This window comes from Gelidibacter sp. (assembly GCF_035515035.1).
Lineage (GTDB): Bacteria > Bacteroidota > Bacteroidia > Flavobacteriales > Flavobacteriaceae > Gelidibacter.
On sequence record NZ_DATJCA010000093.1, the window covers coordinates 26,790 to 49,477 of the forward strand.

A 22,688-nucleotide genomic window follows, 5' to 3' on the forward strand; every position below is an offset into this window, starting at 1 on the left:
TGCTATTAACCTGATTTTACTAATGATTAGCTCAAATATAAAAAAACTTAAATTAACATTAGATTAATTTAAGTTTTTTATATGAATTTGAAATAGATTCTCTAAATTAACGGCTCATCTTTTTTGACATCCTCAACCGGTACTTCAACATTCTTAATTTCAGGAGTTGGTTGTTCTACATTTTTCGCACGTTCCAGGACGTCTTTTTCATATGGGCGTGTACCAAAAATACGCTCGAGATTATCTTTAAAAATCACTTCTTTTTCGAGTAATTCTTCCGCTAGTTCGGTTAATTTATCTTTATTCTCTTCCAAGATCTTAATGGCACGCAAGTACTGCGTTTCAATAATTTCAGAGATTTCTTTATCAATCAACTCTGCAGTTTGCTCACTATAAGGTTTGGTGAAACCGTATTCAGATTGTCCTGAGGAATCGTAATAAGTTATATTACCTACTTTGTCACTCAATCCATATACAGTTACCATAGCGCGTGCTTGTTTTGTAACTTTTTCCAAATCGCTCAAAGCACCCGTTGATATCTTATCAAAAATAACCTTCTCGGCAGCACGACCCCCAAGGGCAGCACACATTTCGTCCAACATTTGCTCTGTTCTTACAATCAGGCGCTCTTCTGGCAAATACCAAGCGGCACCTAAAGAACGTCCTCTAGGTACAATGGTTACTTTAACTAAAGGAGCAGCATGTTCCAACATCCAGCTTATAGTAGCGTGTCCAGCTTCATGGAACGCAACCGCACGTTTCTCATCTGGAGTGATAATTTTATTTTTCTTTTCAAGACCGCCAATAATTCTATCCACAGCATCCAAGAAATCTTGTTTGTTTACTGCCTTTTTACCTTTACGGGCAGCAATCAAAGCGGCTTCGTTACATACGTTGGCAATGTCTGCGCCAGAGAATCCCGGAGTTTGTCTCGCAAGAAAATCGATATCTAAATCTTCACCTTTTTTGATTGGTCTTAAATGCACCTCAAAAATTTCCTTACGTTCTACGATATCTGGAAGGTCTACAAAAATTTGTCTGTCAAATCTACCAGCACGCATTAGCGCCTTATCTAAAATATCAGCTCTATTGGTTGCAGCAAGAACAATAACGTTGGTATTGGTGCCAAAACCATCCATTTCCGTCAATAGTTGATTCAGTGTGTTTTCACGCTCGTCATTAGAACCTGACATGGCATTTTTGCCTCTGGCACGTCCAATGGCATCAATCTCGTCGATAAAAATGATAGAAGGCGATTTTTCTTTGGCTTGTTTAAACAAATCTCTCACCCTTGAAGCTCCAACACCTACAAACATTTCTACGAAATCTGAACCAGATAACGAGAAGAACGGTACTTTGGCTTCTCCTGCTACGGCTTTCGCCAATAAGGTTTTACCTGTTCCTGGAGGTCCTACTAGGAGCGCTCCCTTTGGGATCTTACCACCTAAAGACGTATATTTTTCTGGTGTTTTTAGGAAATCAACAATTTCTTGTACTTCTTCTTTGGCACCTTCCAAACCGGCAACATCTTTAAAAGAGGTCTTGACATCAGTGTTTTCATCAAACAATTTAGCTTTGGATTTCCCGATATTGAAAATCTGACCACCGGCACCACCGCCAGCACCACCAGACATACGTCTCATGATAAAGATCCAAACCCCGATAATCAGTACAAATGGTAGGAGGCCTAATAGGAAATCTCCCCATACGTTGTGCTCCGTTTCAAAAGTAACTTCGGTATTGCTGAGATTGTTTTCCTTAATAACATTTCTGATTTCTTCTTGAAAAAGTGCTAGATCTCCAAATTCGAACTTGTAATTCGGACTCGGAGTCACAGAAGGTAAAAAGTTAGTAGGTTTTGTGCCTTTATGGGTTTCTGTCTTTAAAGCTGCGTCTGTCATATAGACCTTGGCCTCTCTGTTGTTGACGATTTCAACTTTGGCTACATCACCATTTTTTAAATATTCAAAAAACTGAGCAGGGGTTGTACTTTTAGCATCCTGTCCACCAAAACCACCGGAGAATATCTGAACCGCTAAAAAAGCAGCTATCACCATCCCGTAGATCCAATAAGGACTTAATTTTGGTTTTTTGTTTAAGTTTTTATTTTCTTTTGACATTAATCTCTTTTTAGTAACTGGTTTCTATAATGGTTGTTTTTGCGTCGCCCCAAAGGCCTTCTATATCGTAGTATTGTCTAATATGCTTTTGAAATACGTGTACCACCACATTGACATAATCCATTAAAACCCATTCTGCATTCTCACTCCCTTCAATATGCCAAGGATGATCTTTAAGTGTTTTGCTGACTTTCTTTTGAACGGCACCCACAATGGCGTTAACCTGTGTATTTGAATTTCCTTCACAAATAATGAAATAATCACAAACCGTATTTTCAATGTCCCGTAAATCGAGAATTTTTATATCTTTTCCTTTGACGTCTTCAATACCTTCTAAGATAGTGGAAATCAGTTCATCTGAGTTTTTATTTTCTTTCGCCATTAATTTATTTTAAATTTGTGCAAAGTTATTGCTTTTTTTAATTCTTTTAAGCCTTATAATCTCATAAGAAAATTATAATTTATTGAAGCTTGCACATGCGTATAATCAAACTTGATGCCATTGACTCGACCAACACTTATTTAAAAACGCTTAGTGGTGGTGGGAATGCTGAAGATGGGTTAGCGGTCGTGACTGATTTTCAGACCAATGGGAGAGGTCAAATGGGCACGGTATGGAGCTCTCAAGAGGCGAAGAACCTTACCTTTAGTGTGTTCAAAGATGTTTCATTTCTTAACATTAAACAGCATTTTTATATCAGCATGGCCGTTTCCTTGGCCGTCTATGAAGCCGTAAAAAGCTTAGGAATAACAAAAATAAAGGTGAAATGGCCCAACGACATTTTGTCAGACGATAAAAAGATTGCAGGAATTCTAATTGAGAATGTCATCAAATTGAATGTTATTTCAGGATCCGTTATTGGAATAGGGCTCAATGTCAATCAAACTGATTTTATGGATTTGCCAGCAGCGTCGTCTTTGCTTCTGCTTTCTGGCCAAGTCAATGATTTGGACGAAGTTTTGAACATTATTTTAAAACAGATAGACCTCCATTTTAATTATTTGAAAGAAAAAAAATTTAATACTTTAAAAGCGCGATACGAATCGCATCTGTTTAGAAAAAATAAACCTTCAACATTTAAAGATGCTGAAGGTTCTATATTTTCGGGTTATATTGTTGGAATTTCAGATTTTGGCCAATTATTAGTCAAAGTGGAGAACAACATTATAAGAAGTTTTGATTTTAAAGAAGTAGTCTTGTTATACTAAACAGCTTTACTCATGTTTTTTACCAATGTTTCAATGAATTTTGAAATTGGTCCTTTAATCATCATGGCCATCATAGGATTGAAATCGCCTTCAAAGGTCAATTGAACATCACTTTGATTGGTTCCTGTTTCCTGAATATTGCCAACCAACGAAAAATCTAATTTTCCACCTGCGGCGCCAAGTACGATTTTATTGGGCGCGATACTTTCCTTTTTCTTCAATACAATCTCAGGCATTCCTTTTAATGCGAATAAAAATTTATCGTCGCCTAACACTTCAAATTTACTGATGTTATCAGGCATTAATTGCTCGAAATTCTTAACATCCGATAGGAAGTCAAACACTTCTTGTGGACTTTTTTCGAGGCTTACTTTTGGTGATTCTAAATTCATTTTTATATTTTTTTAATCCATCTACGCTACAGCTATGGAAGGACATTTATATTTTTGCTGTTAGGTCGTTTAGTTATGTTAAACCATTTCTCGCTAAACAGCTTTACGACTTCAAATCTAAATCAAGAAGCATTCCATTCGCTCGGATTGGCATTCCAATCAGCTAAAACTTCTTGCTCTTTTGGGGTTATATATTTGGTATCTAAGGCTTGTTCCAAAAGACATTCATAGTTGCTTAAGGTTTGTAAGGTAACATCAGCTTCTTTAAAATTGTTGTTGGCAATTTCAAATCCATAAGAGAAAATTGCCACCATTCCTTTCACATTAACACCAACCTCTTCAAGGGCTTTTACGGCATTGAGGCTGCTGTTTCCTGTACTGATCAAATCTTCCACTACCACAACGCTCTGACCTTTTTCAATATGGCCTTCAATTTGATTTTGACGTCCATGACCTTTTGCTTCAGGTCTGACGTACACAAATGGCAATCCCAAATATTCAGCTACCAAAACACCTATTCCTATGGCGCCAGTTGCTACACCTGCAATAACGTCTGGTTTTCCATATTGCTGTTCAATATGTTTGGCCATGGTTTCCCGGACGAAGTTCCGGATAGGTGGATAGGAGAGAACAATGCGGTTGTCACAGTAAATGGGCGACTTCCAGCCAGAAGCCCACGTAAAGGGATCGTTGGGCTGTAATTTAATGGCGTGAATCTGTAATAGCAGTTCAGCCGTTTTCTTAGCGGTTTGTTTGTTGAGAATCATGGCGCAAAATTAAACAATTTTATAGATTTTAAATTTAAAAATTTACTGAAAAATTTTTTCAAAAACATTGCTGTGAATCAAATTATTATATTTTTACAAATTCAATACTTATTAAAGAAAAGATGTATAAAGTTTTTGTCAATGACAAACCTATTATTTTGACCACAAAAGTCAAAAAGGAAAAACATTTTAAAAATTACTTAATGAGTACCGTCAATATAGGCAAAGTTATTAGAGAACTCAACTCTACCAACTTGGAAGGGGTGCGCATCATTGGAAAAAACGAGGAAAAACTCTTAAAATCCTTTCTGAAAAAATTACCCAATGTGGTCGCCGGTGGCGGTAAAGTATTTAACGATAAAGGCGAGATTCTTTTTATATACAGAAACGATAAATGGGATCTACCCAAAGGGAAAATAGAAGGGGATGAGAGCATTGAAGAAACTTCTTTACGGGAAGTTGAAGAAGAAACCAAGGTCAACGGTTTGAAAATAATCAAACCTCTAGAGACTACCTATCATATTTTTAAAAGGAATGGACGGCACCAACTTAAGATTACCTATTGGTTTGAAATGACTTCATCTTATAAAGGCCAATTGGAACCTCAGCTAGACGAAGGTATTACTAAGGTAGAATGGTTGAACCCCAAGCAGATTAAGACGGCAATGGAAAATTCGTATGCGAATATTAAGCTATTGGTTTGAGTTTAATTTGAGCACTTTTAAAAGCACTGGACTAAAGCAACGATTAATCTTCTTATTGTTTTGTAGTCTGCTCTAACCAGACTTCTATCAATTTTTTCATAATACACTACCTTACTCTATACACCGGGTACTGTAGATGTGCCAATTCATAATATGGACTGTGTTTGTGCAACCAATCCAATTGAGCATACCAGCTTTTGGCAAAATCAGGTTCTGATTTTCTTTTGGCTTCAAATTCCAGTTTTAATTCAGCATTAGTTTTCAATAATTCTTCTGCTATGTCTTCAAATGCATATGGAGAGAACCCTTCTTTTTGTTGTAGAATCGTATCGAAGAAATTCCAGTTAAAAAATGAATCAGGTCCTTGTGGTTCTAAAGTTTCCAATAAATACCTAAAAGCTTCTTGATCAGTAGAAATATAATAATCCCCTTTTTTGAAGGACATTTCTTGGAGCGTTGAAATCACATTGGTATTGTAGTGTTGGTAATGGCCTTCATAAGCTTGACTTCTGGTTTTGTAGGTATCAATTTTATAGCTTTCAACGGTAATGGTGGTATCATTTTTAAGAACTTCCATTTCCACTTGGTTGAGTTTTAATAAGTCAATGACGTTCCACCAACCTTGCGGAATGATATATGCTTTTGGTATGGAAACTTCAACTTTCGGTTTGAAATAATTTTTATAGACCACGTCTTTTGTGAACGGTTTGCTTCTATCATATTTTAAACGATTTCCACCTGTAATTTCACTCGGAATCATTTTGCCTTCGTAGCCTTTAAATTTCAAAGTAGTCGTTTTTGTAGTGTCCACCGTCCATTCTAACGAATAGGTTTTGGTAGCTTGAAAATGCTTTATGGCATGACTGCGTAATTGCCTTATCTTATCATGGTCTTTTTCCATGATGTCCAACATGCTTTTCATTAATTCGTAAGTGCCTTCCACTCGTGGTTTGTAAGGTTTGAGCATGTGTGTTTCCACCATCATTCCTAAACTGTTGAACAATGCCGCATAGCCTGTAGAATACCGTGGTGAGTCCATAAACTGAGTAAAACCTGCTTCAGGTACTTCATTAAAAACATTCACGTATGGTGTAATGTCCCATTTCTTGTTGGCTAATTTTTCTTCCAAACTTGGCATCATTTCCTGATGTAGGTAGGCGCCAAGATCGCCGCCAAGTTTATTATGCTGTGTAAATAGGTGAGTCAAGGTATATTGGTAATCGGCGCCATTGCTTACATGATTGTCAATAAAAACCGCAGGTTGCACTAAGTGATAAATTTGAGTAAACGAACGTGCGTTTTTGGTGTCTGCCTTTATAAAATCGCGGTTCAAATCATAGTTTTTGGCATTCCCTCTAAAACCATATGCCAAAGGTCCCATCTGGTTGGTACGTGTGGTAGAATTTCTATTTAAACTTCCGCCAACATTGTAAATTGGTATGGTTACTAAAACAGTCTGTTTTGGCGTTGCTATAAGACCTTGTGCAAGATCTCTGAACAACAGCATCGTCGCATCAATGCCATCAGGTTCTCCTGGATGGATGCCGTTGTTGATAAGCATCGTCTGCTTCGTTCTTCTGACGATTTCAAAGTCGAAAATTTTATCCGGATTGAAAGTTACTAAATGTAAGGGTTTGCCAGAATCGGTCATGCCTATGCTGTCCAGTTTGATTTGTGGATAGTTGTCTGCCAAGAGTTGATAAAAGTCAATCACTTCCTGATACGTGCCAGTTTCAAGTCCGTTACTTTTTTCAAAGACCGTCATATAATCTTTTGATGGATTTTTTTCTTGGGCAAAAATAGAAAGACTAATAAAAAGGAAAATAAAAATGGTTTTCATCAAGAGTGGTTAGCGATTAAAATCTGCACATATATAAACGTGCATAAGCTTCCAAATTTAATGAATTTAAACTAATTTTGTTCGCATAAATTCGACTTCACTATGCATCAAACCACAAATACCATCTTAATGATTCGCCCCGTACATTTCAGGATGAATGAACAAACCGCGGTCAATAATTATTTTCAGGAAGACCTGGATCTAAAGAATTCTGAAATCAATGCAAAGGCTCAAGCCGAATTTGATGCCTTTGTAGAAAAACTCAGAGCCGTTGGTGTTCACATTATTGTGGAAGATGATGACAAGCTGAATGACACACCAGACTCGATATTCCCTAATAACTGGGTAAGTTTTCATGAAAACGGAGACGTGGCCCTCTATTCTATGTTTGCTGAAAACCGACGTAAGGAACGACGTGAAGAGCTTCTCGATCGTTTGGAGGAGGAAGGCTTCAGGATTGATAATATAATGGATTATACCAGTGCCGAAGAAGATCATTTCTTCTTGGAAGGTACCGGCAGTATTATCATGGATCGGGTTAATAAAAAGGCATATTGTGCACTCTCTCCCCGAGCAGATGAAGAATTGTTTATCGAATTCTGCGAAGATTTTGATTATTTTCCAGTCATTTTCACTGCGTATCAAACGGTGGATGATGAACGTTTGCCTATTTATCACACCAACGTCATGATGTGTATTGCGGAAACTTTTGCCGTCATTTGTTTAGATAGTATTGATGACAAAAAAGAGCGTAAAAACATAGTAGACCATCTCAAAAAAGACGGAAAGGAAGTTATTGCAATTACCGAAGCTCAAATGCACAGTTTTGCAGGAAATATGTTGCAGGTAAGGGGAGCTGGTGAAAAACGTTATTTGGTGATGAGCAAAGCGGCTCATGATAGTTTAACAAGTTTACAAATTGCAAAACTGTCCATGCATTGCGAGGTGTTGTACAGTAATTTGGAAACTATAGAAACTTGTGGTGGTGGCAGCGCTCGTTGTATGATGGCGGAGGTGTTTTTGCCGAAAGCGGAATGAAATTGAAGTTGAAATTGAAGTTGAATTTGAAACTTTAACCGCGAGGAACGCAAAGTTATGCGGGAAGAGCTCAGGTCATATTTATCGTCCTTCTAAGATGGAGCCAAGTTTGGGGTTGAGGTTGAAACTAGCCACTCGAAATTCGAAACTCCAAACCAGAAACCCAAAACCTTCCTTAATTTTCTTCTTCCGTTTTTACCTTTGGAAGTTCCACATAGAATTTTGTGCCCACATTAAGCGTACTTTCTACCCAAATACGACCTTGATTAAGTTCTACCAATTCTTTACAAATCGTCAAGCCCAAGCCCGTTCCTTTCTCATTTTTGGTGCCAACGGTAGTGAAGTTATTATTTTGAAAAAGTTTTTTCAGGTTGTCCTTAGGAATTCCAACGCCGGTATCTTCCACACAAATCAAGGATTTTCCATTGTGTTCTTTGTTTGAAATGGTAATAATATCTCCTACACGACTAAATTTCACCGCATTGGTAAGTAAGTTTTGAATTATTATTTCCACCATACTTCGATCCGCATAAATAAAATCACGTTGAGATTCATCTATAAGGACAATTCTTTTTTGCTCCATTTTTTGTTCTACCAAACTGATTTTGCTGTGAAAGACCTCTTGAATGTTGAAAAGCTCAGGATTTGGTTCTAAATTTTGCATTTGCGATTTGGACCAATTCAGAAGATTGAATAATAATAAGGACGCATTATCTGCATTTTCACTCAATTCTGGGATCAACTCATTAAACTCCTCTCTACTGATACTGTCTTCTTTAAGTAAATCTAAAAACGCTTTGATGGAGGAGATGGAGTCTTTTAAATCGTGTGAAACTATACTGAACAATCGGTCCTTTACATCATTGATTTCTTCCAAGTGGAGTTTTTGTTCCATAATAGCTTCATTTTGAAGTTGGATCTGCTCATTCTTTTCTTCAAGTTCCTGCGTATATTTAATGGTGCTTTTTCTTTTCAAATAAATTAAAAGCAAAAATGTCGACACGATTAGAAAAGCGACAATCAAGCCGTAAGAAAGGAGCTTTAAATTATTGACCTGATCTTTATTGTTTACCGTTTCAATGTTTGTTGAGGCAGGAACATTCTCACCAGTGGATTCATTTTCAAGAATTTCTTCAATAGATTCCGTGTTTACCGGCAATTGAGGTTTGTTTTCTTGATCTAAGGTCTGTTTTAAACTAAAATATTCTCTTTGCCAGCGGTAGGCACTTTGAAATTTTCCTTTGGTAGAATCCAAAGCCATTAAAAGCTTATAGTTTTTAAGGAGTTCTTCGTTGTTTCCAACCCCTTTTGCCAAGTCATGGGCTTCGTAGATCTGGCTTTCTGCAAGTCGGGTGTTTTTTTGTTGAAGATTAAGATGACCAATCGAGTTCAGAGCTCTTAAGATCCCTTCTTTATCATTTATTTTTCGATTGAATTTAAGGCCTTCAACAAGGTAGCTAGCCGCCTTGTCATAATCTTTAAACTTAAGGTATTCTTCACCAATACGAGGTAATATTTCACCCCTCAACAATTGGTCGGTTTCAGGATTGAGCATCGCTAAAACGGCGTCATAATATTCAATTGCCTTTCGGTGTTCTTTGCGTTTTGAATATAATAAAGCAATATTCTTTGTAGATGTTTTGATTCCGGCGCTATCCTGTAAGCGCTCCCTAACGTTTAAAGCTTTCAAGTTAAATTCAAGCGATTTGTCAATTTGATTTGTATTGAAATACGCTTTCGCCAAATTGTTATAGGCCAAACTAAGATCTTCGTGCAGGTTTTGTTCTTCAAATATTCTAATGGCCGATAGAGAATTCAACAATCCCGTTTTATAATTTCCCCTTTTTATCTCTATAAGTCCAATACTGTTGCTCACTTTAGCAATTCCTAAAGCGTCATTGAGTTCAGTATATATTTGTTTGGATTTATTAAAATGGTCAATAGCATTGAAGTAGTCGTTCTTATCGGCATAAATAAGGGCTTTAAAATAGTTTGCTGCAGCGATACCTTTAGTGTAGTTAATTGCTATTGAAAGCTGCTCCGTTTCTGCAATATATGAGAGTGCCTTTTGATAATCTTGTGCTTTGTAAAGCGCTTTGATGAGGTGTATTGAGGTATCAACCTTAGAGGAATCCTGTTTTTGAAAAGCTAATTGTATAGCAAGACTGTCTATCTCTTTGGTTTGGGCATAACCTGATAAGATAGCAAAAAAGGCAGCTAAGGAAATTAACCGTTTCATTTTCTTGCAATTAGTTATAAATTGTAATGTTGATGTGATTTGAGCTTGCCTTGAGGGAGAGGATAGGCACGTTCACAAAATACAATAACAATGCTGTTAAGGATTCTTAAATATTATGAATCAACGTTTTTGGGACCTTGATTAATAGCTTCGTCAAAAATGGATAAAAGGGTTTTAATAATCTAATTTTTGGGTTTTAATACCAATAAATTAGATGAAGTGACGTGGCGTATTTTTTAAAATATTCGGATATCGGTTGAATGGTCAATATCTTAGGAAAACGACACTTTTATCGATGAAATGCACAGGCGTGATTAGTAGAAAGTTGGTTGTAATTAAGCTTTCCAATTCATTAGTACATACATTTTTTAAAAATTGAAATGCATATTGATTACCTTCCATGAAATTAACGAGTCGAGATGATGAATAAAACAATTAAAACAATTTTGATGATCGTAGGTGCGGTCCTACTGGTATACGGTATTTACACCTTAATTGCTCCAGAAGCTTCTATTGGGATTGGTGATTTAAGTATTGATGTTCAGGATAACACAGATGCTTATATGACCATTGGCCTAGGGTTAGTAGCTTTGGTATTGGGATTTCTTGGAGGTAAGAAAGTGTAACAGAGTCTACTTATTTTTAAAAACGTCATAATCTGGCAGAGCTTTACGGTTAAAATCAAATATAGATTGGTTTTCCCAAGCACTGCCATTTGTTGAGGTGTTTTCATTAGCATTAAAGGCAATCCAATGCCCCATATCAAAAGCCAATTCATGGGATTCTGACCGTTTTGTGGCGTGTGCCTAATTTTAGAAGGACGAGATGCGTTCGATTTTTGGAAATATAATCCAAAAGGGTGATTGACTTGCCGTTTTCATCTTTATAATCCACAGGATATGATTGCAATTCCAATTGAAATGATAAATCTCTAACTTTATAAAGTTGAGGTTCTATCAGCTTTATATTATAGGAAGTGTATTGAAATCCCCGTATCCTGTGATAAGACATAGGTGACTCAGAATGTGGAATCTGTTTATCGTGAGATGTTCTCAGCTTCAAAATTAATCAAATCCAAAAGAGTTAAGCCATCTATTATTTTAATCGATTTATGCACTTATTATTTTTCAATAACAATACAGCTTTTGCATTAAAAAAAAATTAATTAAAACGCTATCTTTGCAAACTTAAATTGAATAGCAGATGAATCTTCAGGAAACCTTATCACATCAAGTAAAAAAAGCAGTAGAGGACATTTTTGGCGCGACCTTAGAGTCCGTAGAACTGCAATCAACCCGCAAAGAGTTTGTTGGCGATGTCACCGTGGTAATTTTTCCAATGTTGCGCGTGATAAAAGGAAATCCGGTACAGATAGGTGAGCAAATTGGCGACTATGTTTTGGAGAAAATCGATGAGGTAAAATCTTTCAACGTTGTCAAAGGATTTTTAAATATTGAAATTGAAGACGCTCATTACCTTGATATTTTTCAATCCATAAAAGATAAGAAAGACTACGGATTTGTTGCTTCCAATCCAAATGAAAAGGCCGTTATGGTGGAGTATTCTTCACCAAATACCAATAAGCCTTTGCACTTGGGACATATCAGAAATAATTTATTGGGCTATAGTGTTGCTGAAATTTTGAAGGCATCCGGGAAAAAAGTTTATAAAACACAAATTATTAATGACCGAGGAATTCATATTTGTAAGAGCATGTTGGCTTGGCAGCGTTTTGGAAATGGTGAGACGCCGGAATCTACTGGATTAAAAGGTGATAAGTTGGTAGGAAACTACTACGTGAAATTTGATCAAGAATACAAAAAGCAAATCCAAGAGTTGATGACTCAAGGGAAATCGGAAGAAGATGCCAAGAAACAGGCTCCCATCATAATAGACGCACAAGAGATGCTCCAAAAATGGGAAGCCGGTGATACAGAAATAGTTGCACTTTGGGAAAAAATGAACGGCTGGGTTTATAAAGGTTTTGATGAAACTTATAAGAATTTGGGCGTTGATTTTGATAAACTTTATTATGAAAGCCAAACCTATCTTTTAGGAAAGGAATTTGTAGCCGAAGGTTTAAAATCCGGAGTGTTTTTCAAAAAAGAAGATGGCTCTGTTTGGTGCGATTTAACCGAAGATGGCTTGGATGAAAAGATTGTACTCCGTTCGGACGGCACCGCAGTTTACATGACTCAAGATATTGGTACCGCTATACAACGTGTTAAAGATTTTCCTGATGTTGGTGGCATGGTTTATACCGTTGGTAACGAACAGGAATATCATTTTCAGGTCTTGTTTTTGATCATTAAGAAACTCGGGTTTGAATGGGCTAAAAATCTATTCCATTTAAGTTATGGGATGGTCGATTTGCCTTCTGGTAAAATGAAGAGTAGAGAAGGGACCGTAGTAGATGCTGATGATTTGATTGTTGAGATGGCACAAACTGCTGAGGAAATCTCTGAAGAATTGGGCAAATTGGAAGGCTATTCTAAATCTGAAAAGGAAAAACTTTATCAATCCATCGGTTTGGGGGCATTAAAATATTATATTTTAAAGGTCGATCCAAGAAAGCGCATTCTTTTCGATCCGAAGGAATCTATCGATTTTCAAGGCAATACAGGTCCGTTTATCCAATACACTTACGCCAGAATCCAATCCATATTAAGAAAATCGGATTTAACGACTGTTATTGACATGCAATATATTTCACTGCACGAGAAGGAAAAGGAATTGATCAAGCAATTGTTATTGTTTCCTGAAGTCATTCAAAATGCGGCAGAGAATCATAGTCCAGCATTGGTGGCCAATTACACTTACGATTTGGTTAAGGAATTCAATTCTTTTTATCAAAATGTGTCCATTCTTGGCGCTGAAAATGATAACGGAAAAGCCTTTAGGGTAGCGTTGTCAAATAAAGTGGCGGTGACCATAAAAAATGCATTTGGTTTATTGGGTATTCATGTGCCGGAACGGATGTAATATATTAGTGAAACCCAAAACATAGAAGCGAAGCGCATGCAGTTTTGAGGGCTGTCTAGATAGATATGGGAAAATCCACTTTTTAGCTGGATCTGAAGTTCAATATCTGATAAGCTTCCCAGGATGATATTTATTAAGCCCTTAGGTTTTATAAATAGACATCAAATATGTAAATTTGCAACTCAAAAATTAATTCTTGTAGTTTTTAATACTGCAAACAGAAGACTGAAGACATATGTTTAATAATTTAAGTGAAAAGTTAGATAAGGCCCTACACGTCCTCAAAGGACATGGAAGCATTACGGAAGTCAACGTTGCTGAAACCTTAAAAGAGGTGCGTAGAGCCTTGTTGGATGCCGATGTCAACTTTAAAATTGCCAAAGAATTCACCAATACGGTTAAGGAAAAAGCATTGGGTCAAAACGTGTTGACCACTTTGCAACCTGGCCAATTGATGGTCAAGTTGGTCAAGGATGAGCTGACTGAACTAATGGGTGGTGATGTTGAAGATATCAACCTTTCAGGCAATCCGAGCATAATTTTGATGTCTGGTTTACAAGGTTCTGGAAAAACCACTTTTTCCGGGAAACTTGCCAACTATCTTAAAAACAAAAAAACAAAGAAACCTTTATTGGTAGCCTGTGATGTTTATCGTCCTGCTGCGGTTGATCAACTCCATGTTGTTGGAGATCAGATTAATGTTGAGGTTTATAGCGACAAAGAAAACACCGATCCTGTAGCCATTGCGAAGGCAGGTATTGCCCATGCAAAAGCAAACGGTCATAATGTGGTCATTATAGATACCGCTGGACGTTTGGCTGTTGATGAAGCGATGATGACGGAAATCTCTAATATCCGTGATGCCATTCAGCCACAAGAAATTTTATTTGTGGTAGATGCCATGACCGGTCAAGATGCGGTCAATACGGCGAAAGCCTTTAACGATGTCTTGAATTTTGACGGTGTTATTCTTACTAAGTTAGATGGTGACACTCGTGGGGGTGCGGCCATTTCCATAAAATCTGTAGTTAATAAACCCATCAAGTTTATTGGTACGGGTGAAAAAATGGAAGCCATTGACGTGTTCTATCCATCACGTATGGCCGATCGTATTTTGGGCATGGGGGATGTCGTGTCTCTTGTTGAACGTGCCCAAGAGCAGTTTGATGAAGAGGAAGCGCGAAAAATTCAGAAAAAAATTGCTAAAAATCAATTTGGTTTTGATGATTTCTTGAAACAGATTCAGCAAATCAAAAAGATGGGGAATATGAAGGACCTGATCGGGATGATTCCTGGAGCTGGAAAAATGATGAAAGATGTTGACATTGACGATGATGCTTTTAAAGGTATAGAGGCCATTATCCATTCCATGACACCATTAGAAAGAACAAACCCATCAGTTATTAATGCCAGTAGAAAGAAACGTATTGGAAAAGGCTCAGGAACTTCGGTGCAAGAAGTCAATCAGCTTTTAAAGCAATTCGACCAAATGAGCAAGATGATGAAGATGATGCAAGGTGGAAAAGGAAAAGCCATCATGCAAGCGATGAAGGGGATGAAGTAGTGTTCAGTCTCCAGTGTTCAGTTACAGTGCTAGTTTTTAAAATAATTAATAAACAATTGCGATATGGATTTCAAGAAGTTGTTAGCGTATCAAAAGTCATTTGATTTGTCTATGGATATTTTTGAAGTCTCTAAAAGTTTTCCAAAAGAGGAAACTTATTCGTTAATTAGTCAAATAAGAAGAAGTTTTTGTTCAGTCTTTGCTCACATTTCTGAATCCTATAGAAAGCGATTGTATCCGGGACATTTTGTAAGTAAGCTTACCGATGCAGATGCAGAAAATTCTGAAACTTTCACATGGTTGGAATTTGCTTTGGCTTGCAAATATATAGATGATTCTACATTTCAGGATTTAAACATCAAATCTTTAGAAATTGGATAACTAATAAATTTTATGATCAATAATTCAGATAAATTCGGAGATAAGCCAGAGTAATATTTTTGTCAAAATTAAACTGAAAACTACGACTGCGACTGAAAACTAATAAATAATAATGATTCTACTCGACGGAAAAAAAGTAAGCAATGACATTAAGAATGAAATTGCGGAACAGGTAAAGAAAATGAAAGCCAATGGCGAAAAAGTGCCTCACCTCGCTGCAATTATTGTAGGTAACGATGGCGCAAGTCTGACTTATGTGGCCAGTAAGGTAAAAGCGTGCGAACGTGTAGGATTTGAATCCACCATGGTGCGTCTTTCCAATACCACCAGCCAAGTTGAATTATTGGATAAGATTAAGGAATTGAATGAAAATCCAGATATTGATGGGTTTATCATTCAACTGCCGTTACCAAAGCAGATTGATACGCAAAAAGTACTTTTAGCTGTAAACCCAGATAAGGATGTGGATGGTTTTCACCCGATGAACTTTGGTAAAATGGCACTAGATATGTCTACTTTTATACCTGCAACACCATTTGGGATATTAGAACTCTTAGATAGATACGGGGTGGATACTCAAGGAAAACATACCGTGGTTATTGGTAGAAGTCACATTGTAGGAAGACCAATGAGTATTTTAATGGGAAGAAAAGGGTTTCCAGGAAATTCTACGGTTACTTTAACACATAGCCACACCAAAAACATCACACAAATCACTTCTCAAGCCGACATTATTATTTCGGCTCTTGGGGTGCCGAATTTCTTAAAAGCCGAAATGGTAAAAGATGATGCGGTTATTATTGACGTTGGAATCACCCGTGTTCCTGATGATTCAACCGAAAAAGGTTATCGTATTACTGGGGATGTCGATTTTGAAAATGTAAGTAAAAAAGCGAGCTATATAACACCAGTTCCAGGTGGTGTAGGTCCAATGACGATTGCCATGTTACTTAAAAACACACTATTGGCAAGAGAACGTCAAATGTAAACTTCAATAAAAAATAAAGGGCATTATGCACATTTTATATTCATTAGTGCCCTTAATAATTCAGCGTGTAAAGATGGGGAGCCTGGAGCATATTGTTCCTATTCTTATCGGAATTTTATTGGGGCTTGTGGCCATAGGTTTTGCCAAGAGAAATCTAAATGCAAATAGCCAATACCGGTTGATTCATTTCATTGCCATTGGTATCTCATTGACTGTTCTAAGTTTTCATCTTCATAAATTGATATTTGAAGACTATAATATCCAAAAAGATTTACCCTTATACCTATGTAGTCTATTGGCTATTTTAATCCCTGTGTTTACGTTTTATCGTAAATTTTGGATGTACGAAATCTTGGTATTTTGGATTATCGCTGGTACCCTACAAGCTGTAATAACTCCTGATATTGCATCAGGTTTTCCAACTTTTGATTATGTCAGATATTGGGTGGTTCATTTGGGGCTATTGTTAGTTATAAGTTATGCTACTGTTATCTTTAAAATGACTCCCAATTTCAGCAGTGTATTCAAATCATTTTTCGCATTACAACTGTATTTTATTATGGTCCTAGCGGTTAACTATCTGTTGAGCGCCAACTACTTTTATCTTAGTGAAAAACCGAAATCCTCCTCGTTATTGGATTACCTTGGGGAATGGCCGTATTATATTATCGTTGTAGAACTTATTTTAGTGCCCTATTTTTTAATCATCTACGTTCCGTTTTATTTATTTCAAATGAAAGGGAAGCGAAATAGTCAATAGGAAACTTGAATTATTTGGCGAATAATTGGTCCATATCCTTAAAGGCTTTAAATTCTAAAGCATTCCCAGACGGATCCATGAAAAACATAGTAGCCTGTTCTCCTACTTGACCTTCAAAGCGTATGTAAGGTTCTATGACAAATACAATACCTTTTGCGGATAGATCCTTTGCAAATTCCTGAAACGAATGCCATGGCAATACAACTCCATAATGTGGTACCGGAACATTTTTCCCGTCCACGCTGTTATGGTGTGAATCTTCTATGGCTTTTGGTTTGTAATGAATGACCAATTGATGGCCAAAGAAATTAAAGTCCACCCAATGGTCTGAGCTTCTGCCTTCTTCACAATTTAAAACATCCCGATAAAAAATTCTGCATTCCTCAAGATTATGTACGGGAATGGCAATATGAAATGGAGAAAGTGCGGTAGTCATGAACTAATTTGTTGGTTCGTCTTTTCTATACTTTAACATGGAAACACCAGCTATAAAAAAAACACCTCCCAAAATAGTCAATGCCCAAGGGCTTAATGAGGTAAAGTTATTTCCGAAGATGCCCAAAACACCCAATATTAGGGCAATCATTCCTCCAATGGTCAAGATTAAGGCTAAGATTCTAATCATATATTTTTATTTAAGATGTTGTACGTGTTATAATTATCGAGAATTTATTTTAGTTGCTTTTTCTTCGTGGGTTGGGTTTGGCGTGGGGCATCTTTTTTTCTTTTGACATCTGTTTTGCCGAACTATCCAAAAGTGCATTCATCTCCTTAAATTCTTCACTAGTCAATTCCCGATAGGTGCCCACTGGAATATCCAATTTTATGTTCATGATCCGGATGCGTTTTAAAGTTTCTACTTCATAATCCAAGTACTCACACATTCTACGGATTTGTCTATTCAAACCTTGCGTAAGAATAATTCGGAATTCGTTGGTGCCCAATTTTTCAACCGTACATTTTTTGGAAATGGTATCTAAAATAGGTACGCCATTGGACATGCGCTCGATAAATGTTTGCGATATAGGTTTATTGACCGTGACAAGATATTCCTTTTCATTATTATAACCAGCTCGCAATATTTTGTTGACAATATCGCCATCATCGGTAAGTAAGATCAGGCCTTCACTAGGTTTGTCCAACCGTCCAATTGGAAAAATTCGTTTGTGATAGTTGATATAGTCAATGATATTATCTTTTTCCACACGTGTATCTGTGGTGCATACAATGCCAATGGGTTTATTAAAGGCTAAATAAACAAAACCTTCATTAGTATCCTTAATCGGTTTTCCATCCACGTGAACGACATCATCTTTCGATATTTTTGTTCCCATTTCAGGAACTTTTCCGTTGATGGTCACGCGACCTGCTTCAATGAGTTTGTCGGCTTCCCTGCGTGAGCAATAGCCTACTTCACTTAAAAATTTGTTGATACGTTTAAGATTCTCTTCCATAGTACAAAGATAATGGTTTTAGGCTTCAATAAACGCGTAAATATGTTCGGCAACAGAAGGATCAAGTAAAGAATGGCCTAAACCTTTAGTGGTAATGAGCTGACTATTTTTAAAACTATTTTTTATGAGTAGGGCGTCGTTATAAGGAATTATATGGTCGTCTTGATCATGAATAATCAAACCCTCAGATTCAATCGTTGCAAGAAACTTAGCAGTGGACAACGTGTCCGACGGACTTCCGAAGCGATCAATTATCGTCTGTTCCAATTGCGAAACGATCCGATCATTATAACCTAACATGTCTGTATAGCGTTTCATGACATCCTGAAATTCAGAAGGTGAACCCAGTAAAATGAGCTTCTTTAAATTGACAAATTGATATTTATGCTGAAAATAAGCGGAGGCCATCCCGCCTACAGAATGACCGATAATAATGTCTGGAGAGAATCTTTTGGCAACCACATTAATAAATTCAGCATATAACATGGCGTCAAATGCGATACCTCCAGATTTTCCATGGGCAGGTGCATCAAGGGCAATGACATTAAAACCTTTTTTTTTAAGGTCTAAGATCAGTTTTTTCCATCGGGCAGAATTGCTTTCCCAACCATGGGTCAATAGAATGGTTTGCTTTTTTCCCAACCATCTATAGGTCATAATGTTATAGTGTTTATATTTAAGTTCTTCTTGGTAGGCGGTATGTAAAAAATCAGATTGTTCCTCGTTTATTCTTCCTGCTCGGGGTGTGGTAAACAAGTACATGGCCTTATCTGCAGCATATGGTTTTGAAACATAGCTCAGCATATTATAATACGACCCAATTAATTTAATAAGAACTTCCTTCATGAAGATTTAGATATGGGGTTAAGGCTCTCTGTTCACAAGATCCATTGAGAATGCTGGAAGGCAAATAGCAAGATATACACAAGGTTCTGTGTAGGGATTTGAATACTGAACACGTGTGTTCTTTTCTATTTTTATAGACTCACCTGCGGATAAAATTACGGTTTCCTCCCCAATGATAAATTGTTTTTTACCACTTATGATAAATGTGTATTCATCAAATTCCGGTGTTTGAAACGGTTCACTCCAGCCAGCAGGTGCGATCATGTGTGCCACACTTAACTGGGAATTGCCATCTGTAGCCCGTCCAAAATGTTCCTTAATTATTTTTCCATCGGTTGTTGGTACCACAAATGGAGACGTTTGTATTGTATAGGGTTTATTTGCCATAATAGTTCAAAGTTTAAATATCCAAATTTCAATTTCTTAATTCCGTAAATCCTCAGTCAGTTTTCAAGCGTTAATAATTAACCCGCCTATATCGCCCGCCATGACGAATTCATTGGGGCAGGAAATTGTACATTCGGGCGAGTCGTTAATCCGAAAATATCACTCACTGTTTCCTACTCACTTCAAAGGTTTCTTCTTTATCATACCGCCTCTAATGTCCTTTACAAGGCCCATAATTATAAATGCTTTCTCATCAATTTTATCTATTTCTGTATGCAGTTTTGCCAGTTCGAGCCTGGTTACGACCGTATAAATAATGTCTTTATCGTAGCTTTCGCCATTTCCTCCGTAACCTCCTTTTCCAGCATAAATGGTGCAGGCGCGTCTCAATTTTTCAACAATCATTTTTCTCAGTTCTTGGTGCTTCTCTGAAATAATTGTGACCCCTACATATTCTTCAACACCATCCACAACAAAATCAACTGTTTTTGCTGCAGATAAATAGGTTAAAATCGCATAGAGTGCAATTTCTATTGATAAAATATAAGCACCAAACGAGAAGATAACAATATTGATCAAAAGTAATACGTCGCCAATGGTAATTGACAGTTTTTTGCTGAGCCAAATGGCCAATACTTCAGTGCCATCAATAACACTTCCTCCACGCATTGCCATACCTATTCCCAATCCGAGAAAGAACCCTCCAAACACCGCTATTAGTAAGCGGTCTTCAGTGATGGTTGGATACTCCACATAGTGCACTACCAACGCTAATATGGCAATGGTAATTATACTCCTTACCGCAAATTTCACACTGAATGTTTTTGCTGCAAGTATTAAAAATGGGATGTTGACTAAAATCAATAGAAAACTCAAGTCAATTTGAGTGATGTTCTCTAAGAGAAGTGAAATACCTGTGGCGCCCCCATCAATAAACCGGTTAGGCAATAAGAATCCTTTTAAGCCGAAACCGGCTGAAAATACGCCAATCAGTACATAAGTGTAATCCTTGATAAAGTGCTTGATTTCTACTCGAATCTGTCGCGCTAAAGGAATTACTTGTCGGTTGTTGATTTTTGCAGATGAATGTTCATACTCAAGTTTTTTTCGAGCAATTGTAACTAATAATTTCGAGAAAAATGAACTCATCTTTTAGGTTTTTTGGTTTAGTTCCAGTGGATGAAAAAGTATTTTACTTTTGCATTATCTGGAATCTGCGAAGCTTCAATCGATAAACTTCTATCAAAGCGTAAATTGGATGGCAACTCTTTTTTATCAATGGTGAAAGAGGCATTAATATCTTTAACACTCACAACAATGGAGTTGATGAGGTTGTCAATTTTTGAAATTTGGTAGGCATTTTGGATATCCTTGAAGGTGCTGAGGGTTGAAATGCCTTTTTCAGTTTTATAGCGCGGGTCCAGTATCCGAACACTGTTGATCACAGCTGTTGAATCTGCTCTTTTTTGTGGCGAAATACTCAGCAATGCAATCCCATCCTTATCATAAACTTCTATAGAATTGATATTTCTCGTAAACTCATCTTTCCCAATATAGTCGGCAACGGAATCCTTTTCAAAAACCATTTTTAAATCTTTGACCTGAGTAGAATCCGTCAAGTTTCCGATATTATGCTTTTGAATTAAAAAAGGATCTTGATCCTTTCCACAACTGGTCAATAAAATTGAAAATAGGGCAATGTAAATAAAAGTTTTCTGCATTTTTAATGGTGATTATGTTATCAGTAAATAATTGGTTAATGGCTATTTTTTTTATTTCTTTTTCATGGCTTTTGAGAGGATGCCAAAAACACTTCTTATAAATGTAGCACTGGTGAGCACTTTTACAATAGGGTTCATTGCCGAACTGCGACGTGTGGTCGTGGTGCGCTGTTTGGATTGTGCTTTCTTTAAATCTTCCAATTCTTTTTTTGCCTTTTCCTTTTCCTCCTCAGCTTGTGCTCTTTCAATCTTTCTATTCAGTATTTCATAAGCACTGTCCCTGTCAATCGTCTCATTGTATTTTTTGATCAGTTTTGATTTTGACAGTAAGTTTGACAATTCGGCGTCGCTAAGAATATCCATTCGGCTCATAGGTGCACGCATCATAGTGGCGGCCAGAGGTGTAGGTCGGCCTTTTTCATCCAAAGCACTTACCAAAGCTTCACCAGTTCCTAAAGAAGTCAAAATACTTGCGGTGTCATAATAAATGCTGTCCGGATAATTTTGCGCGGCTAATTTGATGGCTTTTCGGTCTTTGGCGGTAAACGCGCGTAAGGCATGTTGAACTTTCAATCCTAATTGGCTGAGGACGGCCTCTGGAACATCAGTCGGATTTTGGGTAACAAAATAAATCCCAACCCCTTTACTCCGAATCAACTTTACAATACTTTCAATTTGGTTCAAAAGTGCCTTTGATGCTTCGTTAAAAATGAGATGGGCTTCCTCTATGAACAACACCAATTCGGGACGGTCAGTATCACCTCTTTCTGGGAAAGTGGAATAGATTTCAGCCAATAGCGTCAACATGAATGTGGAAAACAGTTTTGGACGGTCTTGTATATCCGTCAGTCGTAGAATGTTGATATAGCCCCTGCCATTTTCGTCCACCCTTAGCAAGTCGTCCACCTCGAAGGAGGTTTCACCAAAAAATAAATCGGCACCTTGCTGTTCCAATTCTACCAGCTTTCTAAGAATGGCACCCGTGGAGGCAGTTGAAATCCGACCGTATTCTGCTTCAAATTCATTTTTCCCTTCTTGGGTTGCATATTGTAAGATCTTTTTAAAATCCTTGATGTCCAAAAGGGGCATTTTGTGATCATCACAGTATTTAAAAATCACGGATACAATTCCGGATTGCGTTTCGGTTAAATCCAAAATTCGCGACAAAAGTACGGGGCCAAATTCGCTTACCGTTGCTCTCAGTCGCACGCCATCTTGTTCCGATAAGGTTAAAATCTCAACCGGAAATCCCTTTGCTTCAAATGGGATGCCGATTTTGGTGTGACGTTCATCAAT

23 protein-coding genes are annotated in these 22,688 nt (G+C 37.2%); 9 read left to right on the plus strand and 14 right to left on the minus strand.

Going from position 1 to position 22,688, the window contains the following annotated elements; genetic code table 11:
• Nucleotides 1–101 precede the first annotated feature (101 nt).
• A complete protein-coding gene (ftsH, locus tag VLZ86_RS07320) occupies nt 102–2,120 on the minus strand; it encodes an ATP-dependent zinc metalloprotease FtsH (protein WP_325449973.1) in 2,019 nt (672 codons plus the stop codon).
• Nucleotides 2,121–2,130: 10 nt separating this feature from the next.
• Nucleotides 2,131–2,502 (minus strand): ribosome silencing factor, encoded by a 372-nt coding sequence (gene rsfS / locus VLZ86_RS07325; protein ID WP_325449974.1) that lies wholly within the window; start codon nt 2,500–2,502, stop codon nt 2,131–2,133.
• 95 nt (nt 2,503–2,597) lie between these two features.
• Between rsfS and VLZ86_RS07330 the strand changes: the two genes are divergently transcribed.
• On the plus strand, nt 2,598–3,329 hold the full coding sequence (locus VLZ86_RS07330; protein WP_325449975.1) for a biotin--[acetyl-CoA-carboxylase] ligase: 732 nt from the start codon (nt 2,598–2,600) through the stop codon (nt 3,327–3,329).
• Here the strand turns inward: VLZ86_RS07330 and VLZ86_RS07335 are convergent.
• Together VLZ86_RS07335 and pyrE are read right to left on the minus strand one after the other, a co-directional pair.
• Entirely contained in the window at nt 3,326–3,721 is a 396-nt protein-coding gene (locus VLZ86_RS07335) for an SRPBCC family protein (RefSeq protein ID WP_325449976.1), read from the minus strand. The genes VLZ86_RS07330 and VLZ86_RS07335 overlap by 4 nt on opposite strands.
• A 122-nt stretch (nt 3,722–3,843) precedes the next feature.
• Nucleotides 3,844–4,488 carry an orotate phosphoribosyltransferase gene (gene pyrE / locus VLZ86_RS07340; RefSeq protein WP_325449977.1) on the minus strand — a complete coding sequence of 215 codons (645 nt, stop codon included), beginning with the start codon at nt 4,486–4,488 and terminating at the stop codon, nt 3,844–3,846.
• A gap of 122 nt (nt 4,489–4,610) precedes the next feature.
• Here pyrE and VLZ86_RS07345 point away from each other — a divergent pair, with 122 nt between their 5' ends.
• On the plus strand, nt 4,611–5,192 hold the full coding sequence (locus tag VLZ86_RS07345; protein ID WP_325449978.1) for an NUDIX hydrolase: 582 nt from the start codon (nt 4,611–4,613) through the stop codon (nt 5,190–5,192).
• 106 nt (nt 5,193–5,298) lie between these two features.
• Here the strand turns inward: VLZ86_RS07345 and VLZ86_RS07350 are convergent, their stop codons facing one another.
• Entirely contained in the window at nt 5,299–7,032 is a 1,734-nt protein-coding gene (locus VLZ86_RS07350; RefSeq protein ID WP_325449979.1) for a M14 family metallopeptidase, read from the minus strand.
• Between the two features lie 102 nt (nt 7,033–7,134).
• Between VLZ86_RS07350 and ctlX the strand changes: the two genes are divergently transcribed.
• Complete coding sequence (ctlX, locus tag VLZ86_RS07355; protein WP_325449980.1) at nt 7,135–8,070, plus strand: citrulline utilization hydrolase CtlX; 936 nt, start codon at nt 7,135–7,137, stop codon at nt 8,068–8,070.
• Nucleotides 8,071–8,245: 175 nt separating this feature from the next.
• Here ctlX and VLZ86_RS07360 read toward each other — a convergent pair whose 3' ends face one another.
• Nucleotides 8,246–10,309 (minus strand): tetratricopeptide repeat-containing sensor histidine kinase, encoded by a 2,064-nt coding sequence (locus VLZ86_RS07360; RefSeq protein WP_325449981.1) that lies wholly within the window; start codon nt 10,307–10,309, stop codon nt 8,246–8,248.
• Nucleotides 10,310–10,728: 419 nt separating this feature from the next.
• On the opposite strand from VLZ86_RS07360, the gene VLZ86_RS07365 reads away from it, so the two are divergent.
• From VLZ86_RS07365 to VLZ86_RS07390, 6 genes are all read left to right on the plus strand, one after another.
• Nucleotides 10,729–10,935: a hypothetical protein gene (locus VLZ86_RS07365; protein WP_325449982.1), complete on the plus strand. Its 207-nt coding sequence runs from the start codon at nt 10,729–10,731 to the stop codon at nt 10,933–10,935.
• A 577-nt stretch (nt 10,936–11,512) separates the two neighbouring features.
• Nucleotides 11,513–13,291 carry an arginine--tRNA ligase gene (gene argS / locus VLZ86_RS07370; RefSeq protein WP_325449983.1) on the plus strand — a complete coding sequence of 593 codons (1,779 nt, stop codon included), beginning with the start codon at nt 11,513–11,515 and terminating at the stop codon, nt 13,289–13,291.
• A 235-nt stretch (nt 13,292–13,526) separates the two neighbouring features.
• Nucleotides 13,527–14,855, plus strand: coding sequence for a signal recognition particle protein (gene ffh, locus VLZ86_RS07375; RefSeq protein ID WP_325449984.1), 1,329 nt, complete (start codon nt 13,527–13,529; stop codon nt 14,853–14,855).
• A 63-nt stretch (nt 14,856–14,918) separates the two neighbouring features.
• Nucleotides 14,919–15,236, plus strand: a complete 318-nt coding sequence (locus VLZ86_RS07380) for a four helix bundle protein (RefSeq protein ID WP_325449985.1) — start codon at nt 14,919–14,921, stop codon at nt 15,234–15,236.
• A 112-nt stretch (nt 15,237–15,348) separates the two neighbouring features.
• A complete protein-coding gene (locus VLZ86_RS07385; protein WP_325449986.1) occupies nt 15,349–16,224 on the plus strand; it encodes a bifunctional 5,10-methylenetetrahydrofolate dehydrogenase/5,10-methenyltetrahydrofolate cyclohydrolase in 876 nt (291 codons plus the stop codon).
• Nucleotides 16,225–16,249: 25 nt separating this feature from the next.
• On the plus strand, nt 16,250–16,984 hold the full coding sequence (locus VLZ86_RS07390; protein WP_325449987.1) for a TIGR02206 family membrane protein: 735 nt from the start codon (nt 16,250–16,252) through the stop codon (nt 16,982–16,984).
• A 10-nt stretch (nt 16,985–16,994) separates the two neighbouring features.
• Here VLZ86_RS07390 and VLZ86_RS07395 read toward each other — a convergent pair whose 3' ends face one another.
• The 8 genes from VLZ86_RS07395 to VLZ86_RS07430 form a co-directional block, all read right to left on the minus strand.
• Complete coding sequence (locus VLZ86_RS07395) at nt 16,995–17,420, minus strand: VOC family protein (protein ID WP_325449988.1); 426 nt, start codon at nt 17,418–17,420, stop codon at nt 16,995–16,997.
• A 3-nt stretch (nt 17,421–17,423) separates the two neighbouring features.
• Nucleotides 17,424–17,609 (minus strand): hypothetical protein, encoded by a 186-nt coding sequence (locus VLZ86_RS07400; RefSeq protein ID WP_325449989.1) that lies wholly within the window; start codon nt 17,607–17,609, stop codon nt 17,424–17,426.
• Nucleotides 17,610–17,658: 49 nt separating this feature from the next.
• Nucleotides 17,659–18,438, minus strand: coding sequence for a 23S rRNA pseudouridine(2604) synthase RluF (gene rluF, locus VLZ86_RS07405; protein WP_325449990.1), 780 nt, complete (start codon nt 18,436–18,438; stop codon nt 17,659–17,661).
• Nucleotides 18,439–18,456: 18 nt separating this feature from the next.
• Nucleotides 18,457–19,284, minus strand: coding sequence for an alpha/beta hydrolase (locus VLZ86_RS07410; protein ID WP_325449991.1), 828 nt, complete (start codon nt 19,282–19,284; stop codon nt 18,457–18,459).
• 18 nt (nt 19,285–19,302) lie between these two features.
• On the minus strand, nt 19,303–19,671 hold the full coding sequence (locus VLZ86_RS07415) for a cupin domain-containing protein (protein ID WP_325449992.1): 369 nt from the start codon (nt 19,669–19,671) through the stop codon (nt 19,303–19,305).
• Nucleotides 19,672–19,848: 177 nt separating this feature from the next.
• Complete coding sequence (locus VLZ86_RS07420) at nt 19,849–20,820, minus strand: YitT family protein (protein ID WP_325449993.1); 972 nt, start codon at nt 20,818–20,820, stop codon at nt 19,849–19,851.
• Between the two features lie 17 nt (nt 20,821–20,837).
• A complete protein-coding gene (locus VLZ86_RS07425; RefSeq protein WP_325449994.1) occupies nt 20,838–21,392 on the minus strand; it encodes a hypothetical protein in 555 nt (184 codons plus the stop codon).
• A 51-nt stretch (nt 21,393–21,443) separates the two neighbouring features.
• A partial coding sequence (locus VLZ86_RS07430) for a helicase HerA-like domain-containing protein (protein WP_325449995.1) occupies nt 21,444–22,688 on the minus strand: 1,245 nt, incomplete at its 5' end.

Excerpts from the sequence above, each read along its gene's own strand:
- VLZ86_RS07360 (WP_325449981.1), bottom strand. The coding sequence starts at position 10,309 with ATGAAACGGTTAATTTCCTTAGCTGCCTTTTTTGCTATCTTATCAGGT.
- VLZ86_RS07350 (WP_325449979.1), bottom strand. The coding sequence starts at position 7,032 with ATGAAAACCATTTTTATTTTCCTTTTTATTAGTCTTTCTATTTTTGCC.
- VLZ86_RS07330 (WP_325449975.1), top strand. The coding sequence starts at position 2,598 with ATGCGTATAATCAAACTTGATGCCATTGACTCGACCAACACTTATTTA.
- pyrE (WP_325449977.1), bottom strand. The coding sequence starts at position 4,488 with ATGATTCTCAACAAACAAACCGCTAAGAAAACGGCTGAACTGCTATTA.
- VLZ86_RS07385 (WP_325449986.1), top strand. The coding sequence starts at position 15,349 with ATGATTCTACTCGACGGAAAAAAAGTAAGCAATGACATTAAGAATGAA.
- ffh (WP_325449984.1), top strand. The coding sequence starts at position 13,527 with ATGTTTAATAATTTAAGTGAAAAGTTAGATAAGGCCCTACACGTCCTC.
- argS (WP_325449983.1), top strand. The coding sequence starts at position 11,513 with ATGAATCTTCAGGAAACCTTATCACATCAAGTAAAAAAAGCAGTAGAG.
- VLZ86_RS07390 (WP_325449987.1), top strand. The coding sequence starts at position 16,250 with ATGCACATTTTATATTCATTAGTGCCCTTAATAATTCAGCGTGTAAAG.
- rluF (WP_325449990.1), bottom strand. The coding sequence starts at position 18,438 with ATGGAAGAGAATCTTAAACGTATCAACAAATTTTTAAGTGAAGTAGGC.
- VLZ86_RS07400 (WP_325449989.1), bottom strand. The coding sequence starts at position 17,609 with ATGATTAGAATCTTAGCCTTAATCTTGACCATTGGAGGAATGATTGCC.
- rsfS (WP_325449974.1), bottom strand. The coding sequence starts at position 2,502 with ATGGCGAAAGAAAATAAAAACTCAGATGAACTGATTTCCACTATCTTA.
- VLZ86_RS07410 (WP_325449991.1), bottom strand. The coding sequence starts at position 19,284 with ATGAAGGAAGTTCTTATTAAATTAATTGGGTCGTATTATAATATGCTG.
- ctlX (WP_325449980.1), top strand. The coding sequence starts at position 7,135 with ATGCATCAAACCACAAATACCATCTTAATGATTCGCCCCGTACATTTC.
- VLZ86_RS07380 (WP_325449985.1), top strand. The coding sequence starts at position 14,919 with ATGGATTTCAAGAAGTTGTTAGCGTATCAAAAGTCATTTGATTTGTCT.
- VLZ86_RS07335 (WP_325449976.1), bottom strand. The coding sequence starts at position 3,721 with ATGAATTTAGAATCACCAAAAGTAAGCCTCGAAAAAAGTCCACAAGAA.
- VLZ86_RS07425 (WP_325449994.1), bottom strand. The coding sequence starts at position 21,392 with ATGCAGAAAACTTTTATTTACATTGCCCTATTTTCAATTTTATTGACC.
- VLZ86_RS07395 (WP_325449988.1), bottom strand. The coding sequence starts at position 17,420 with ATGACTACCGCACTTTCTCCATTTCATATTGCCATTCCCGTACATAAT.
- VLZ86_RS07420 (WP_325449993.1), bottom strand. The coding sequence starts at position 20,820 with ATGAGTTCATTTTTCTCGAAATTATTAGTTACAATTGCTCGAAAAAAA.
- VLZ86_RS07365 (WP_325449982.1), top strand. The coding sequence starts at position 10,729 with ATGATGAATAAAACAATTAAAACAATTTTGATGATCGTAGGTGCGGTC.
- VLZ86_RS07345 (WP_325449978.1), top strand. The coding sequence starts at position 4,611 with ATGTATAAAGTTTTTGTCAATGACAAACCTATTATTTTGACCACAAAA.
- ftsH (WP_325449973.1), bottom strand. The coding sequence starts at position 2,120 with ATGTCAAAAGAAAATAAAAACTTAAACAAAAAACCAAAATTAAGTCCT.
- VLZ86_RS07415 (WP_325449992.1), bottom strand. The coding sequence starts at position 19,671 with ATGGCAAATAAACCCTATACAATACAAACGTCTCCATTTGTGGTACCA.